13 protein-coding genes are annotated in these 17362 nt (G+C 53.8%); 10 read left to right on the plus strand and 3 right to left on the minus strand.

The features are described from left to right. Window positions 1-166 precede the first annotated feature (166 nt). From ACJO5Y_RS01770 to ACJO5Y_RS01785, 4 genes are read left to right on the plus strand one after another with little or no spacing between them, the layout of a single operon-like run. Window positions 167-1660: a flavin monoamine oxidase family protein gene (locus ACJO5Y_RS01770; RefSeq protein ID WP_406984622.1), complete on the plus strand. Its 1494-nt coding sequence runs from the start codon at window positions 167-169 to the stop codon at window positions 1658-1660. After that, the gene (locus ACJO5Y_RS01775) at window positions 1657-2313 is read left to right on the plus strand and encodes a c-type cytochrome (protein WP_406984623.1); all 657 of its coding nucleotides are present in this window, start codon (window positions 1657-1659) and stop codon (window positions 2311-2313) included. The genes ACJO5Y_RS01770 and ACJO5Y_RS01775 overlap by 4 nt, the downstream gene beginning before the upstream one ends. A gap of 37 nt (window positions 2314-2350) precedes the next feature. After that, window positions 2351-3031, plus strand: a complete 681-nt coding sequence (locus ACJO5Y_RS01780) for a hypothetical protein (protein WP_406984624.1) — start codon at window positions 2351-2353, stop codon at window positions 3029-3031. Beyond that, entirely contained in the window at window positions 3003-3992 is a 990-nt protein-coding gene (locus ACJO5Y_RS01785) for a methyl-accepting chemotaxis protein (RefSeq protein WP_406984625.1), read from the plus strand. The genes ACJO5Y_RS01780 and ACJO5Y_RS01785 overlap by 29 nt, the downstream gene beginning before the upstream one ends. Window positions 3993-4008: 16 nt before the next feature. Here ACJO5Y_RS01785 and ACJO5Y_RS01790 read toward each other — a convergent pair whose 3' ends face one another. Both ACJO5Y_RS01790 and ACJO5Y_RS01795 read right to left on the minus strand, forming a co-directional pair. Continuing rightward, complete coding sequence (locus ACJO5Y_RS01790) at window positions 4009-4569, minus strand: TetR/AcrR family transcriptional regulator (RefSeq protein WP_406984726.1); 561 nt, start codon at window positions 4567-4569, stop codon at window positions 4009-4011. A gap of 252 nt (window positions 4570-4821) precedes the next feature. Further along, window positions 4822-5508 carry a TetR/AcrR family transcriptional regulator gene (locus ACJO5Y_RS01795; protein WP_406984626.1) on the minus strand — a complete coding sequence of 229 codons (687 nt, stop codon included), beginning with the start codon at window positions 5506-5508 and terminating at the stop codon, window positions 4822-4824. Between the two features lie 253 nt (window positions 5509-5761). Between ACJO5Y_RS01795 and ACJO5Y_RS01800 the strand changes: the two genes are divergently transcribed. The 4 genes from ACJO5Y_RS01800 (at window position 5762) to ACJO5Y_RS01815 (ending at window position 12235) form a co-directional block, all read left to right on the plus strand. Continuing rightward, window positions 5762-7351, plus strand: a complete 1590-nt coding sequence (locus tag ACJO5Y_RS01800) for a DUF1302 domain-containing protein (protein WP_406984628.1) — start codon at window positions 5762-5764, stop codon at window positions 7349-7351. 25 nt (window positions 7352-7376) lie between these two features. Next, the gene (locus tag ACJO5Y_RS01805; protein WP_406984629.1) at window positions 7377-8735 is read left to right on the plus strand and encodes a DUF1329 domain-containing protein; all 1359 of its coding nucleotides are present in this window, start codon (window positions 7377-7379) and stop codon (window positions 8733-8735) included. Window positions 8736-8802: 67 nt separating this feature from the next. Beyond that, on the plus strand, window positions 8803-9831 hold the full coding sequence (locus ACJO5Y_RS01810) for a WD40/YVTN/BNR-like repeat-containing protein (protein ID WP_406984631.1): 1029 nt from the start codon (window positions 8803-8805) through the stop codon (window positions 9829-9831). Between the two features lie 16 nt (window positions 9832-9847). Continuing rightward, window positions 9848-12235, plus strand: coding sequence for an efflux RND transporter permease subunit (locus tag ACJO5Y_RS01815; RefSeq protein WP_406984632.1), 2388 nt, complete (start codon window positions 9848-9850; stop codon window positions 12233-12235). An 81-nt stretch (window positions 12236-12316) separates the two neighbouring features. On the opposite strand, the gene ACJO5Y_RS01820 is transcribed toward ACJO5Y_RS01815, so the two are convergent. After that, a complete protein-coding gene (locus ACJO5Y_RS01820) occupies window positions 12317-12448 on the minus strand; it encodes a hypothetical protein (RefSeq protein ID WP_406984634.1) in 132 nt (43 codons plus the stop codon). 649 nt (window positions 12449-13097) lie between these two features. Here ACJO5Y_RS01820 and ACJO5Y_RS01825 point away from each other — a divergent pair. Further along, window positions 13098-16952 carry an RHS repeat-associated core domain-containing protein gene (locus tag ACJO5Y_RS01825; RefSeq protein WP_406984635.1) on the plus strand — a complete coding sequence of 1285 codons (3855 nt, stop codon included), beginning with the start codon at window positions 13098-13100 and terminating at the stop codon, window positions 16950-16952. After that, on the plus strand, window positions 16952-17215 hold the full coding sequence (locus ACJO5Y_RS01830; protein ID WP_406984637.1) for a hypothetical protein: 264 nt from the start codon (window positions 16952-16954) through the stop codon (window positions 17213-17215). Before ACJO5Y_RS01825 ends, ACJO5Y_RS01830 begins: the two co-directional genes overlap by 1 nt. The last annotated feature ends 147 nt before the right edge of the window (window positions 17216-17362 follow it).

Genomic DNA, 17362 nt, shown 5'->3' on the forward strand with positions numbered 1-17362 from the left:
GCAAAGAGCAAGCGATCAGAGGTAAGGGCTTAACGCGGCGGATCGGCAAAGTCGGATACTGATTCCTTATTTTAAAATAAAAATAACGTGTGTTGCGTTAAATTGGAGGGCTTGCTAATCTCTGGTTTGACTCTGCAAACGAGGCACGACACTGAGGCACGCTAATATGGCTAAGAAAGTTTCCTCTGACATTTCGATCAACGCGCAACGCCGGCAATTGCTCAAGTTTGCCGGCGCATCGGCTGCCGCGGGAGGGTTCGGTTTAAGCGCCGGGCTAGCCAGGGCGGGCGCAACCCTTGCCCCTGATTCTTCCGACGGCGTATTGGACGTCGCCATCATTGGTGGCGGTCTGTCAGGACTGACGTCGGCGCGGGATCTTCAGCGCGCAGGCTGCGAATCCTTCGTGGTCCTGGAAGCCCGGGACCGGGTGGGCGGACGAACGCTCAACTACGACGTGGGCAACGGTGAAGTATCGGACGTGGGTGGGCAGTGGATCGGCCCGAGCCAGACGGCCGTGGCGGATCTCGCTCGCGAACTGGAGGTTGAAACCTTTCCGTCCTATTACGAAGGCAAGACCGTCATTCTGGGTGGTGAAGGGCAACTGGCGATCGATCTGGAGGGGACTTTTGGTACCGATCATGCGATAGCCGAGAAACTGAGCAAGCTCTCGCGGGATGTGCCTTCAGGAGCACCCTGGAAATCCCCAAGGGCGGAAGAGCTGGACAAGCTTTCAGTGGGTGATTGGCTGGCCAGGCAGGACATCAAAGTGGAGGATCGAGTGAGCTGGGACGGCAGTATAGCCCTCACCGGCGGCGCAATGCCTGCAAAGATGGGGTTCCTGCACTTTCTCTCCATGATTAACTCTGCAACGAGTGACTACTTCAAGCTGGACTCGATCAAGGACAGCGCCCAGGGCACCCGGTTCGTGGGGGGCGCCCAACTCCTCAGCATCAAGATGGCAGAAGAGCTGGGGGATAAGCTGCGCCTGTCCTGTCCTGTTCGGAGAATTTCCGACTGGGATGGCGATGTGGTCACCCTGCACACGGATCAGGGAACCATTCGCGCCCGGCAGGTGATCATGGCGCTGAGTCCGCCGTTGTGTCAGCAGATCGAGTTCAGCCCAGCTCTCCCCGAGAAAAGAGCAGCGCTTCAACGCGCGTGGCCCGCCCATTCCCCTGCGCGAAAGACCGCCATGGTCTATTCCCGCCCGTTCTGGCGCGAGCAGGGGCTTAACGGCCATATCTTTCAGGTCAACGGTCCCATCATCTGGGCCTATGACAACTCGCCGGCCAGTGGCGAAGTGGGGGTTATCAACGCCTTCGTATCCAACGCCAATTTGCCGTCCGATCACAACCAGGCGAAACACGCCCTGGCGGAAATCTATGCCCAGGCATGGGGCGACGAAGCCTTGCGCCCCGTGGCGTACCACGATCAGGACTGGGGGCAGGTGGACCCCTGGACCATCACCTGTATTTCCGCAATTCCGCCGGGATTCTGGACCACCCATGGCGAAGCTCTTAACCCTCCCAGCGGCAATCTTATCTGGTCCGGTACCGAGACCGCCGATATCTGGGCCGGTTATATGGATGGAGCGGTCCGCTCCGGTCACCAAAGCGCCCTTGAGGCACTGAATGCCCTGCGGTTGAGGAGGCATACATGAAGAAAAAAATCCTTATCGGTATTCCGGCGGTCCTAGCGCTGGCACTCGTGTTCTTCGGGCCCGAACTGGTGGATCTCATCCGGCTCCAGACCTATCTCACGGAGTCGCAGGAAGCCTACGAGGCCAATAAAGGCGAATGGCCCCACCTGACGGATGCCTGTGAAAGCTGCCATGGCCGTAACGGGAATTCGCTGCACCAGGGCTATCCCAGTCTGGCGGGACAACCAGAATCGTACCTCGCGACCCAGCTTCGCAATTTTGCCAGCGGTCAGCGGGACAACCCGAATATGGCCCCGCTCGCCATGACCATGAGTGAGGAGGAGATCCAGCTCTATGCGGAGTTCTTTTCCAGGCAGGTCGCCAAAGAAAACCAGTTCTTCGATGCGGATCCGCAGCTTCAGGAGCAGGGCAAACGGTTGGTTGAGTCGGGTGGTTGCGCTGGCTGCCACGGAACCAACCTGACCGGTCAGGGCGAGTTCCCGCTCCTGGCTGGCCAGGGGTATGACTATCTCCTGAAACAACTCGATGCGTTTGCCAGCGGTGAGCGTAAGGATGCCACCGGCGTAATGAACAGTATGGTTAGGAGCCTTTCATCGGATGAGCGCAAGGCCATTGCCAGCTACCTGGCAGGCCTTTCTCCAGCCACTAACTGATCCGACACGCGTTACCTACAAACAACCGGGAGTCATTATGGAAATCAAAATTGCCATCTTGTGTGTTGCTACCATTTTGCTATGGGCGACCACATTGATCTGGGGTATGAAGTTCCTCAGGAGAAGCAACTACTTGCTCGGTATAGAGTATCTTGTCGTTACAGTATCGACCACAAACCTGTTTATCTATCTTATGAGCGAGTCCCAACTCGCCTATGACATCTCGTTCTTCCTGGACGCTTTCTCAAGGGCTGCTGGCATTCCAATTATAGCCACCGCCGGCCTGATGGCGGTGACGCACAACTACAAGCCTTCCAAGACCGTCGATATCCTGTTTTTTGTTGGCGCTTTCGTGGGAACGGCTGCACTTCTGTCGATCGATGTGTTTGCCAAACCATTGCCTTATTTCTACCTGGTCATGTGGAGCTCATTCTCGATTTACCTCGTTTATTTCGGGTACAGGCTGATTCAGGTAGGGGAGTACCGTCATGCAGTGCATGTCGTTATTGCTATGTTGTGTGGGCAGGCTATTGCCACTATTTACGACTTTTTCAAAATACCGGGCGATGAGCAGCAGATCATTTTCCTGATCCTTGCGTTAACAACCTGGTCCTACCTGGTGGTAGTACTGTATTACGCTTTCTATGCCCTGAAACGTGCAACGATTTCCAGCGGGGGAGCCGATGTTAATGAAGCATTCGTCGAGAAAGCTGGCTAACGACATCGTCGGCTTTATCGAACAGCTCAAAAGGAATGGCGAAGAAGCAGACAGCGGCCATTTCCCGGGATTACGGCGGCATCCGGCGGTAGGCTCGTCCATTCGTCTATTTGTCGAAGAGGCGCGTCGCTCAGAGTCGATGCTCTGTTCGGAAGTGGATACTCTGGCCGCCCGCATCAGCGTTTTGGAGCGCCGGCATGCCGACGAGCTTTCCGACCGGGATGCGCGTATCAAGGAACTAGAAGAGCAAATACACACGGCATGGTTAGCGGTGGATGCCCATGAGCGGGAAGTCGGAGCGCTCAGGGCGGAGCAGCATGTATGGGGACTGATCCAGTCGGCGCTCACAGAAGGAGTGTGGGACTTCATTGTCAGTAATGGACGAATTGATGATCCGGACAGCAGGTTGATCATTACAGATGCCTTCCGGAATCTGCTTGGATACAGCCGGGAAGAATTGCCGGATGGCCTGGATAACCAGGCCATGATTACTCACCCAGACGATCTGCCCAGGCTCATGGCGGCGCTTGAGAGTGAGCTCCTTTCGCCCTCCGGGTCTGGCGAGTATGTTGAAGAGTACCGAATGCAACATAAAACCGAGGGCTACTGTTGGTTCCGTGAGCGCGGCCGGGCAATTCGGGATGAGCGGGGGAATCTGGTTCGTATCATTGGTGCAGTCAGAAATATCGAAGATGAGCATTCGGCGAAGGCCGCTCACAGAAAACTGATGGATAACAGCCGGGATACGTACGGCAAAATATCCGAAGTGGTTGATTTGATCAGCAGCCTCGCCGCCCAAACCAATTTGTTGGCCCTCAATGCGGCTATTGAGGCTGCAAGAGCTGGATCTGCGGGCAGGGGATTCTCGGTGGTGGCTGACGAGGTGAAGAAGTTGGCGGATCGAACCCACGAAGCGACCAACCGGATACAGGAGATGCTTGAGTCGCCAGCGGAAAACTGATCGTACCCGGGGTGGGTTACACGGCCGATCCGGGAGGTGGCGAGATCAGGGTGATCAGCGCATCCAGAAGCGCTTTTGCCCGGCTCTGCTCAAACCTTTCCGGTTCAATCGGATGCATCATCATCCAGCCATCGCTGATCGCACTTAGTTGGTCTGCCAGCAAGTCAGCTGGAATGTCACTCCGAATGACACCTTGCGCCTGCCCTTTTGCCAAGATTGCCGCCAAACCCTGGCGAAAGCGAAAGTAACGTTGTTGTATTACATTGGCAAACGCTGGTTCATGCCGGGCATGGGCCAGAAGTTGAAACACGGCGAGCCAGGTGTCTGTTTCGTTAAGGCTAGTCCAATCCAGCCACTGCTGGATGACGACCCTGACATCGACTGATCCCTCGCCGGAATCCAGCATCGTATCAAACTGATCGAACAGGCTTTGTGCGACCGCGGACACCATTTCTTCTTTGTTTGCAAAGTAGTATGTGACCGCCCCTGTTGTGCATCCGGCTTGCTTGGCCACTTTGCGCATGGAGGCTCCGGAATACCCCTCCTGGGCGATCACTGATATCGCCGCCGCCAGCAGTTCCGCCCGTTTTGCCTCACGATCTCCTACCGGGCGCCCCCGCCGTGTTGTTTTTGATTCATGGTCGTCATCGCTTCGACGAGGGCTGGTTGGTGAGGAAGTGTCTGGTTCGGAGTCGCTCATAAGAAGAGATGGCATAGATGATTGGATAACAGTGGATTTGAATTCTCACCTACATGTCAGGTGTTATCCAAAAGGATGCACTAAAGACGATTCCCCGTGCAAGTCCTTATTCTGCCGAGGTGAAACCGGCTATGTAGCAGCGTCAGGGGCTCGGGGCGGCGAGAGAAGGGTAATGGCGGCGTCCATAAGAGCCTGGCCCCGACCCGAATGGAATCTGTCAGGTTCGATCGGCATCAGCATCATCCATCCATCGCCCATGGCGCTGAGTTGGTCGGCGAGCAGGTCGGGCGCTATATCGCTTCGTACAACGCCCTGGTTTTGTCCCTTCTCCAATACTGATGTAAGTGCTTGCCGGAATTTGGCGTATCGCCGTTGCACGATGTCTGCGAATGCGGGCTCGTGCCGGGCGTGGGCCAGTAATTGGGTGAGCGCAAGCCAAAGGTCCGTCTCATCAACCTGAGTCCAGTCCAGCCACTGCTGGATTAATCCCCTGACGTCGATCCGGTCCCGGTTAGCGTCCAGCAAACCATCGAATCTGTCGAACAGGCTTTGTGCAACAGCCGCGTCCATCTCTTCCTTGTTGGCGAAGTAGTAGGTGACTGCGCCTGTCGTACACCCGGCACGTTTCGCCACCTTGCGCATCGACGCTCCGGCGTAGCCTTCCTGTGCGGTCACAGCTATGGCAGCGGCCAACAATTCAGCACGCTTGGCTTCGCGGTCTCCGACTGGTCGTCCCCGTCGGCTTGTCGGTTTGGCTTTGCTGGATGCAATGGGACGACCATTGGTCGCGGAGGAGGGAGAATCTGAATGAGTCATAGGCTGGTGGCAGTTCCATAGTCAAATGTCGTTTCCATCGTTTCGCCCCATCTTAGCAGGTGGCCTGATTTAGGAAAACATGAGTTATTAAAAATTCACCCTCACGTCATAAAATAATAATAACATCTGTTGTCATTAAGTGACCTCCTTGATAAAGTCCTAACAGATGTTACGTAAATGTACCTATGGAAAAGCAGGGACGCATCTTTGATTTAGGGATACGCACAACAAGAAATGACGAGAGGTCCATGTAATGAGAAAGAGTCTCCGATTAAAACGGCTTCCCCTGGCAGTTGCGATGCTGTCCGGAAGTATCGGCCTGGCCAGCGTTGGCCAAGTGCAGGCCATGCAATTTGACTTCGGTAGTGACAGTGAGGTGTCCGGCAAGCTGGATATCACTCTGGGGTATGCGGCCTCAGTGCGTGCCGAGGATGCGAAACCCTCTGCATTGAACCCGGCTAATAACCTGCTGGGCACGGGTACCACTCCCAACTATCTTTCCGATGCCCGGGTGCCGGAGGCGGGCGACCTGATTTCCAACGTCTTCAAGGCAACTGCGGAACTGGGGCTGGATTGGCGAAACTATGGCTTTGCGGGCTCTGTTACCTACCAATATGACACCGAGATCATGCACGACGAATCGGTTGATTTTATGGGTAACTCAGCACCCTGGACGGACGCCGCGGAAGATAATGCCGGCAGTTTCTACGATGTTCTGGATGCCTACGCCTACGGCTCTTTCGACATCGCCGGGAACCCCCTTGATCTGCGAGTGGGTAAGCAGGTGATCAACTGGGGTGAGGGGCTGTATTTTCTGGATGGGATTTCAACTCAGGTACCTCTGAACTTCAACAAGCTGGTTACTCCGGGGTCGGAGCTGAAGGAAGCCTATATCGGGGTGAACAGTGTCTATGCCCAGATGGGTATCGGCTACAGCGCGTCGGTCGCGGCCTATGTGCAAACCGATTGGGAAAGAGCCGAATTCGGGCCCCGCGGCACCTTCTACAGCGACGACTTCTTTTTCCGTGGGGGCACGGAGGTTGATCCGCTGCTGGGTGTGCCGATACGGGACCGGGACAGCACGCCTGATGACAGCGGCCAGTGGGGCGTGTCCAGCCGTGTTTTTGTTACCGATGACACGGAACTGGGGGTCTATTACTCCCGGTACCACGAAACCCTCCCGTTCATAAAGCTGACCGCACCGGGCAGTTCGGACGACCTGGGTTCGGCAACAGGACTCCAGCAGGTCTGGCCCGAGGATCTGGACATGTTCGGTCTCAGCATGGCCACCACGGTTGGCACCTGGTCAATCAATGGTGAAGTGGCCTACCGCCCAGACCGGCCGCTGTTCACCAACCTGGCAACGTTTGATGCCAAAGGCCGCAACATTGAAGAGCATGACACCGTCAACGCCTCGGTGCATGGCATCTGGTTGGGTGGCGCGTTACCGCTGGGTATCGACGCGCAACAGCTGCTTGTTCAGCTTGGCGCCGACTATATTGACGGCGACCTGGACAACCTTCAGGCCCACAACTCCGTCCACGGGGAAGTGGTAGCGCCGGATGATCTGGCATACGGCGTCGCGGCCGAATGGAGCGGAACATGGTATGCGGTTTATCCGGGAACCAATCTTACCCTGGGCCTGTTCCTGCAAAGGGATCTTCACGGTAACTCCCATTTCTGGGGCAACTTCGCCGAAGACCGAACGCTTGGAACGGTTTCCCTGACGGCCAATGTCGGCAACTCCCTGGAAACCACGTTGGGGTACAACTGGTTGAACCAGGACAACTCCAACTACGAGACGCAGGATAACGTCAACCTGTCTGTCAACTACAAGTTCTGAGCCTGAGCAAAGGGGGATCCAAACAATGTTGAATAGAAAAGTCCTGTTTACGGCGGTTGCTACGTTAAGCCTTTATACCGCCAACGTTTCTGCGGCCATCAGTTCTGCAGAGGTAAAGCGCCTGCAAGAGGATCTGACGCCGGTTGGCGCCGAGCGTGCAGGGAATGCCGAGGGCACCATCCCGGAATGGACCGGCGGTCGTACAGAGGTGCCGGCCGGATGGGAGCGGGGCGACGACCGCCCGGACCCGTTCGCCGACGAAGTGCCTCTTTTCACAATCACTGCCGCCAATGTGGATCAGTACGCGGATCGGCTAACCGACGGCTCCATTGCGTTGTTGGAGCGTTATCCCGAGTTCAGCATGCCGGTCTATGAGACCCACCGCACCGCCGCCTGGCCGCAGCGGGTTTATGACAGCATTGCTGAGCAAGCCACCACCGCCAAGCTGGTGGATGATGGTAACGGCGTCTCTGGCGTTTGGGGAGCCATACCGTTCCCGATCCCGAAAAACGGAAACGAGGCCATCTGGAACCATAACCTACGTTTCCTGGGGACCTACCTCAACGTTCCATCAGCAATCGCGACCATTGTTTACAACAACGACCAGAAGTTTGAATGGTGGTTCAGCAATAAGGTCCACTATACCTATTACGACCCGAGCATTACCGACGAAACCCGGGAGGAAGGTGCCTTATTCCGTTACGCCGCCACTGTGCACGCTCCGGCCCGGGATGCCGGGGAAGGGTACGTTGCGCTTGAATACATCGATGCCAAGGAAAATCCCCGTAAGGCCTGGACTTACGATCCCGGGGAGCGCCGTGCTCGACGTGCACCCAATCTGGCCTTTGATACGCCGGACCGGCCGATGAACGTGATTGACGACTACGACATGTTCTCCGGCTCGCCTGAGCGCTACGACTGGAAACTGGTGGGTAAGCGGGAAATGTACGTGCCGTACAACAACAACCACCTCAACTCCATCAAGCACTCCGTGGAGGATGTCTATCGCACGCCTGTGATCAACCCGGAGCTGACACGTTACGAACTGCACCGTGTCTGGGTAGTTGAGGCCACCGTTAAGCCTGATGCCCGTCATATCTACGCCAAGCGTGTTTTCTACATCGACGAGGATACCTGGAGCATTCTGGCGACCGACAAGTATGACGGTAACGGCAACCTGTGGCGTGTGGCTTTCAACTTCCCGGTCACCGCACCTGAGGTGCCGGTCACTGCGGGTGGCATCAACGTTCACTACGACCTGAAGGTCGGTGGTTACTACGCCATCGGTGGTGCAACCGGTGAAGAGCGAGCGCCGACCTTCGATGAGGAGGCGCCGCAGTCGGCGTATTACTCCGCATCTGCCTTGCGTCGTCGGGGCCGGTAAGAACCGATTGGGTTGAGACTCCATCACTACTTTGGGATGGAGTCTTGCCTTATAGCTAGGGGACTTTATGAAAAGACTAACCAACGCCAATCGCCGCAGCACAGGCTGCCGTTCCATGAGCAGGCTATTTGCCGCAGGGCTGGCCGCTGTAGTGAGTGTTGAAAGTGCGAGGGCGGAATACCAGGACCCCCTGGATACGCCTGCGCAAATAATGCCTTCTGCACCTCAATCCCTGCTTCTGGACATTACGCAGGTGGATGACCGCCTGGTAGCGGTAGGGGAGCGTGGACATATCCTCTTCTCAGATAACCATGGAAAGGACTGGCAGCAGTCCGAGGTTGCGGTACGTACTCAACTGAATGCCGTGTTTTTTGTCGACGATAAGCAGGGCTGGGCCGTCGGCGAAGACGCGGCAATCGTGCATACCGACAATGGCGGGCTGAGCTGGCAGAAACAGTTCGACGCCCGCAATGCCGAAATCCAGGGTCCACTGTCGGATGTGTACTTCAAGAACGCCAATGAAGGATATGCCGTCGGCGTCTTCGATAAGCTCTATCGCACCGAGGACGGCGGCGAGACCTGGCAAGACTGGTCTGATCATGCCAACAACCCCGATGAATGGCATTTCTTTGCCATTGCCGCCACCGATGCCGACACGCTGTACATTGCCTCCGAAGTCGGCCTGCTGTTCCGTTCCCTTGATGGGGGCGACAGCTTCGAACCGTTGCAGACCGACCACAATGGATCGTTCCACGGCATCCTGGCCAAACGTGCCCCTGACGGCAGCGATTGGCTGATCCTCTCCGGGGTTGGCGGCAAGCTATTTACCAGCAAGGACGGCGGCGAGAACTGGCGTGAGCTGGAGACCCGCACCGAGATGGGGCTGGCCGGTGGTACCTGGTTGGCTGACGGATCGGCACTTGTTGTTGGTACTGAAGGCGTGATGTTGCATGTCTCAGCGGACCTGGCTTCGGTGAAGAAATACCAGCGCGAGAATGGCCTGCCTTTAAGCAGTGTGGTTCAGCAGTCACCGGACAGTTACGTGATGGTTGGGCTGGGTGGTATCCAGGCCATGACACAGCTGCCAGACCGGTGAACGGAGGAGAACAAGAATGAGTAATCCCAACCAGGGGCTGAAGTTTTCAGCGCTGACAAGGGCGGTTTTTACTTTCCGCCTACCCATATTACTCCTCAGCCTGGTGGCCACGGTCTATCTGGCGTGGCAGGCGAGTCTGGTGCAACCCGACACCCGACTGGAGAGACTGATCCCGGGCAGCCATGAGTTTGTGACTAACGCCAGGGAGTTTCTCGGAACCGAGAGCGTTGGCGACAGCAGTATCATTCGAGTGGCGGTCGCACGGGAGCAGGGCACTGTTTTCGATTACGACTACCTGGTCAAGCTGCGGCAGATCAGTGACGACCTGTCACTGCTCGAAGGCGTGGACACCAGCAGCGTCAATTCCCTCTGGTCGCCAGGTATGCTCTGGTTTGCGATCACGCCTCTGGGCTACGACAGTGGCCCGGTGATCGATATGGCCTCGTTCGATGACACGGCCGAGGCGATGGACATTATCCGCACCAATGTCTTCCGCGCGGGGTTGGTGGGAAGCTATGTGTCCAACGACTTCAAGGCCAGCATGATCGACTTTAAGGTGCTGCCGATCAATCCGGCCACGCAGCAGCCGCTGGATTTCAATGCGCTCTCGGATCGACTGGAACAGGTACGCCAGAAACACCAGGACGACAACATCAGCCTCCATGTGATCGGCGATGTGAAAAAAGTGGCCGATCTGGTGGACGGTTTCGGCCAGGTGGCGTTGTTCTTCCTGATTGCATTCCTGATTACAGCGGCGTTGCTGTTCAACTATTCGCGCTGCTACAAGTCCACCCTGATCCCGCTGGTCTGTTCTGTGGTAGCCGTGGTCTGGCAGTTAGGCATGATCAATCTGCTGGGGTATGGGCTGGGGGTATTCTCAGTTCTCGTGCCGTTCCTGGTGTTTGCCATCGCGGTCAGTCACGGCGTGCAGGTGATCAATGCCATCGCCCATGAGACGGCCAAGGGCGAGGACCGGTTCGACGCTGCCCGGGTGACTTTTCACCATCTGCACAAGGCGGGGCTGGTAGCGCTGATCAGTGACGGCATCGGCTTTGCGACCCTGTTTATGATCGATATCGGCGCCATCAAGGATCTGGCAATGGCGGCCAGCATTGGTGTGGCTCTGGTGATCTTTACCAACCTGGTTCTGCTGCCGGTGTTGATGTCCTACGTTGGCGTGTCCCAGCGTTGTGTCGATCATGCCCAATACAAACTGCAGAAAAAGTCAGCGCTTTGGGATGGTCTTGCACACTTTGCCGAGCCAAAGTTGGCGCGTGTCGCTGTTGTTGCTGCTCTGGTTCTGGCCGGTGGGGGTATCTGGTTCAGCCAGGGTTTGAAGATTGGCGATTTGGACAAGGGCGCACCCGAATTGCGTGCCGACTCCCGCTATAACCTGGACACCAACTACATCACCAGCCACTTCAGCACCAGTACGGATTTGATGACGGTGTTCGCCGGCATGCCCGAGGGGCAATGCGAGACCTACAAGGCCATCGAGCTGATTGATCGCCTGGGATGGCAGCTCGCCAATACCGAAGGGGTTAAATCGATGAACTCGCCGGCAACCCGCGCCAAGATGAATCGTTACCTCGGCAATGAAGGCAACCTGAAGATGATGGCGTTGCCTCGGGATGAGCGGGTTCTGAGTCGCGCCATTGCCGTGTCCGGGTTCTCGTTCACCGGTGGAAGCGCCAATTGCGATCACCAGAAGCTGAAGCTGGAACTGACCGATCACAGTCAGGAAACCCTGCAACGGGTTGTCGGAGTGGTTCGGGATTTCGCGGCCGCTCACAATGACTCTGATATCTGGTTCCAGCTGGGCGCCGGAAATGCCGCTTACGAGGCGGCCACGAACGAAGTCATCGAACGTGCCCAGTTTGAAATTCTGGCCTATGTCTACGGGATTGTTGCCTTGATGGTCTTGCTGACGTTCCGTTCCATAAAGGCGGTGATCTGTATTCTGGTGCCGCTGGCGTTGACGTCGCTGCTCTGTCAGGCGCTGATGGCCGTACTGGGGATCGGAATCAAGGTGGCCACGCTGCCGGTGATTGCGCTGGGCGTTGGCATCGGGGTTGATTACGGGATCTATATATACACTCGTCTCAACTCCTATCTTGCACTAGGGCATCCGTTCCGTCAGGCGTATCAGGAAGCTCTCAAGACAACGGGCAAAGCCGTGTCCTTCACCGGTCTGACCCTGGCGATTGGCGTTGCGACCTGGATTCTGTCGCCCATCAAGTTCCAGGCCGATATGGGCATCCTGCTGACGTTCATGTTCCTCTGGAACATGATTGGGGCGCTCACACTATTGCCGGCGTTAGCCCATTTCCTACTGCGAGACAAGGGTGGGGAAGTGATGTCGGGTCAAGCTGAATGGTCCTCGAGGACGTCGGAGGCCGCTTAAAAACAGGGCGGGTTCTTGCTCAGGAACTGCCAACTAACTTGGAGTTGTGTCCGCTTTGCCGGGTCTCTGATCCGGCTTTTTTCAGTCCGCCAAGGCCAGATCGATACGCTTCTGAAGTTTTGGGGCAACTATCAATATGAAGGGCATCGCGACGGCATAAGCAATGGGGAATACCAGTGCGGAGCGTCCGATCATTTCAATGCTGAGTCCCATGTTGACCACCCGGCCGAAAAAGCAGGAGTACTTTCTGTGGTCGGCCAGGCAGTGGACGACCACAGAAAGTACTAAATCCCTGAGGCCAGAAATCAGCAGGTTACGGCACGACTTCCACACAAAGTGCTAAACAAACTTAAAGTAAATTCTAGAATAGCGAGCTGATTTCAGTTTCCACACAAAGTACTAAATTCGTCGTCCTGCTCGGGAACCGGATTTTTCCAAATACGGGGTCAGGGTCATGGTACACCTTTATCATGCTCACTAGCTGGGCCGATTACGGGTGAGAACAGCACTTTCCTACCTAGAAGAATGTCATCCTCAAAAATTGCTTTTTTCAGCTATCAATTTGTTAAATGTCCAGACCTCTGCTAATCATTTCCCTTATGAACGACGTTAGGCGCTGACAGTTCACAGTGTGCAGATCCACCTATGGTCAGTTTTTAGTACTTGACCAAGGGCGGAATGACAGGGAGGTTATGTTCATGAATGCTTTGATTCGTCTTTCCACACCACTGCTGTTTCTTCTATTTGGGGGGGCATTGTTGGCAACCCCATCACCTGTCTCTGCTTGCGACACAACCCGACACACAGGGATTGGGAGGCTTCTATCACCCGCGTAGATACAGGAGAGGCACTCACTGATGGCATGACCGTGGAGGCTGGCACAAAGATTAAAATTGACGGTCGTGCGGAGAGCTTTGGCTCATGTGATTGCTATGGTGCGATTAGTGCGACGGAGTGTGGATTAATATCATCCTACAATCTCACGGTGGCTAAGCAGTTTCATGCGATGAATGTCTCTAGTGATTCGTTGAACGGGCGGTATCATGCCGGACAAGTTTTTGGCATGGATGAATCAGGCACAACAGCATTTTACAATGTCTTGGATACGAATCTTGATAACAACACCGGGCCTGTCTACGAGACTTTATATTCACCGGGAATATGGAAGTTTGATCTTTGGACAATAAGCCATGTTGGCGCCTGCTCAGAGGCATCACCGGATTGGCAGGAACCTATCTATATAACCTTGAAAGTTGTCGAAGAGCTTGACGATGATCTTGGTCCAAAAGAATGTAACCAAGCCGTAGGCGAGCCAATCGATGTCACCAACGGGAACATGTATTTGCAGCAGGAAGATTTTACCTGGCCAAAGGCGCACTTGCTGCCAAAATTTGTGCGCACATATAACAGTCTATCCAGTAAAATGGGGCGGTTCGGGAGAGGCTGGACAACCATTATAGACGAATCGATAAGCGGACTTGGTGATCTTGCAGTTCGACTGAACCTGGCTGATGGAGGGACTGTTTACTTCTATCGCGATGATACCGAAAGCGGTTATATCCCAGATGAGCGCCCAGGGGAGTTCAAGGAGATCACGAAAACAGAGGATGGTAGGTATATTCTTTACCTTTTGGGCGGTGTCACCAAAGAGTTCGACGTTGCTGGCAGACTAACAACAATAACCGATCTTAATAATCAGCAGGTAGTTATTGGTTACGATGAATTTGATCGTCCTGCAAGTATCAACCAATCATTCGGGAAGACTCTGACATTAGACTATTCATCTGATACCAGCAGCTTTGTAACGTCAATATCAGATGATCAGGGGATCGTCATAGACTATCACTACAAAACACTGCAAAGACTATCAGGAATACGGTATATAGACGGATCTGGATATGATTTCACTTTTAGCAGCGGTGGGCCCAATTATTTTCAAATAGCTTCGGTTAAAGACATGTTAGGAAATACCCTGGAATCTCACATTTACGATGATCAGGGGCGGGCGATCACCTCTTCACGTCATAATGACATTGAGAAAGTCACATTAAACTATGTAAGCTCCTCTGAAACGCTGGTCACAGACGCGCTCAACAATACTACAACCTATCATTTCCCGGACAAGCCGGGTAGGAGTTTAGTCACAAGCGTGGAGGGAAGCTGTTGTGGTAGCTCCGAAACGAAAAGTTGGACCTACAACGAGTTTGGCCAGGTCAAGACTGAGACGGATGGTCTGGGAAATACGATTTCCTATAGTTACGACGCCTCCGGAAACAAAATAAGTGAAACTGATCCACAAGGCAATACGACGCAGTTTGGCTATAACTCGTTGGGGCAGGTGATCAGCAAAACCGACGCCTTGGGTAACACCTATACGTACACCTACGATGGGAACGGTAACTTGCTCAGTTTGGTAGATCCCCTGGGGAATGGCTATCAACACGCCTATGATAGTTATGGAAGAATCCTGACAAGCACGGATCCAAACGGCAATGTGACCGAATTCGGTTACGATGCTCAAGGCAATCTGAGCACGTTGACGACCCCGCTAGGGGAGACTACCACTCTGTCTCATGATAGCTATGGGCGCATTTTGAGTGTTAGCGACCCACTCGGTAATACATCCAGCTATAGTTATGACTCAGTCGGCCGGCTCGTTTCCATCACACACCCAGATGGAAATTCCGTTTCGCTGGCCTATGATGCTGCTGGGCGGCTAACAAGTGTTACCGACGAACTCGGTCAGATCACAAGCTACACTTTTGATCCGGGTTACCGCCTTACCAGTGTCACAAATCCTGCCGGCGAAACAGTCGCCTATGGTTATGACGTAATGTCCAAACTGACGTCAGTAACCGACGGAGAGGGGCGCCTGACAACTTATGGTTATGACTCTATCGGGCGCCTGACAGCAGCCTCTCATCCAGCCGGCGGAACCTTCACCTATGATGCTGCGGGGCGGCTGTCTACCAAGACAGATCACAAGGGAGTGACCACCGCGTACTCATTCGATGCTAATGGGCGTTTGCTCGGTAAAACCTATTCCGATGGCTCGCCATCGGTCAGCTACACCTATGATGCGGTAGGCCGTTTAACATCCGTTGCCAACGGGGCGGAAACGTTAACCTATATCTATGATGATGCCGGACGACTTGTTTCGGAAACCAGTCAAAACAGCGGACGGACGATTACTTATGCGTATGACCCTGCTGGGCACCGAACAAGTATGGACCTCAGCGGCGCGCCCCTGATGAATTATGATTACAATGAAAATGGCATGCTGGCATCAGTTATCACGAATGGCTATTCGTTTGGCTACAGCTATGATAGCGCTGGCAGGCATACATTATTGACTCGCCCCGATGCCGCAATCGATACGTCTTTCCAATACGATGATCGATCCAGGCTAACATCCGCAGTAACGTCACGTCGCTACAAGACACTCGGGGATCTGGTCTTTAGTCTTGATCCACTAGGTAACAATGAGATATTCGAGGAGTTGGCGTTTAGTTTCGATCCGCTAGGTAACATTCTCTCGAAAACTTCAACCAGCGGAACAGAAACGTACGATTATGAGGAAGCATCGAGGCTAACACAGGTCACACGTGAGGGAGCTAACTCAGAATCGTATGCATACGATCAGGTTGGCAATCGCATCCAGTCGCACATTGATTCCGTTTGGACCTACAATTCATTGAATCAGTTGATTAGTCATGGCAGTAATATTTATCGCTATGATGCCAATGGGAACCTCGTCGAAAAGGATACAGGGGGCTCAATCTGGACGTATCAATGGAATCCAGAAAACCGCCTGGTTGGTGTCTGGAAAGACGGTGCGCTAGTCGCGAACTATCAATACGATGCTTTTGGACGGCGAATTAGTAAGACTGTGGCTGGCATGACAACCAGCTATGTATATTCTCTGGACGGCCTTGTGGCCGAAATTAATGACGCCAACGCCATCGATACCCGGTACGGATACGCCCCTAATGCGGTTTGGGGATCAAATCCATTATTTATTGAGCAGGGAGGTGAGTTTGGCTTTTACATAAATGATCAGCTAGGGGCACCTTTGGAAGTCGTTAGTGATAATGGCACGACTATTTGGCAGGCTGAACGGGACGCCTTTGGACGGGCTGTTGTTACGACCAATGATGTTATTAGCAATATACGTCTGCCTGGCCAATACTATGACTACGAAACAGGGTTTCACTATAATTGGCATCGATATTATGACCCCAGTACCGGACGGTATACCCAGTCTGATCCGCAGGGGTTGTACGATGGACCGAACACTTATACCTACGTGTACGGTAATCCACTGTCCTATACAGACCCAACCGGTGAATTCGGTTTGGCTGGTGCAGTTGGTGGTAGCGCGTTCAACTTTTTTTTGCAGCTTTCAACAAACCTTTATTTGACTGACGGGGATATAGGTCGATCGCTTCGGTGTATAAATTTAACGCATGTTTTGGTATCAGCCGCAGTGGGGGCTGTTGCACCGTCGCTATTATCAAATGTGGTTATGGGTAAGGCAGGGCCCGCTGGTTTGACACAAGGGCAAAATGCATACATATATATAACCAAAGCTTTGCCAGCCGGGTTTGCCTTGAAAAGGGGTATACCAGACGTTCGAGCTTCTGATTTTAGCGATGATGGTTGTGATGACTGTAGTGATTTAAAACTAACTAATACGCTTAGCGAACTCATTCAATAGTGAGTATTATCGTTGATATGAAAATTGTGATAGCAATATGCATAGTGTTGAATTTATTGGGCGTTCTATGTAGCGCATTTTATTGGAAAAAGAACCCTAAGCTACGTACCGCGCCCATTATTTTTACAACAATTTCTGGTTTTATCTATGCTGTATCAAATCCTGAAATTGTTGGTTTTCTGGAAGTTGTAAAGGTTGTTGGTGTTTCGATACTAATTGGTTTTGGTTTTTATTTTTCTGTCTGGTTTCAATGCAAAGATTAAGCATATAGTGGAGTATATACCGAGGCTGATATGGTTTACATTGCCTGTAGGACGGTGGGTCACCGTACACGTAGGTATAAGTGTTCGGTCCATCGTACAACCCCTGCGGATCAGACTAGATATACCGTCCAGTACTATGGGCATAAG

The organism is Marinobacter alkalisoli (assembly GCF_045449855.1).
Taxonomy (GTDB): Bacteria; Pseudomonadota; Gammaproteobacteria; order Pseudomonadales; family Oleiphilaceae; genus Marinobacter.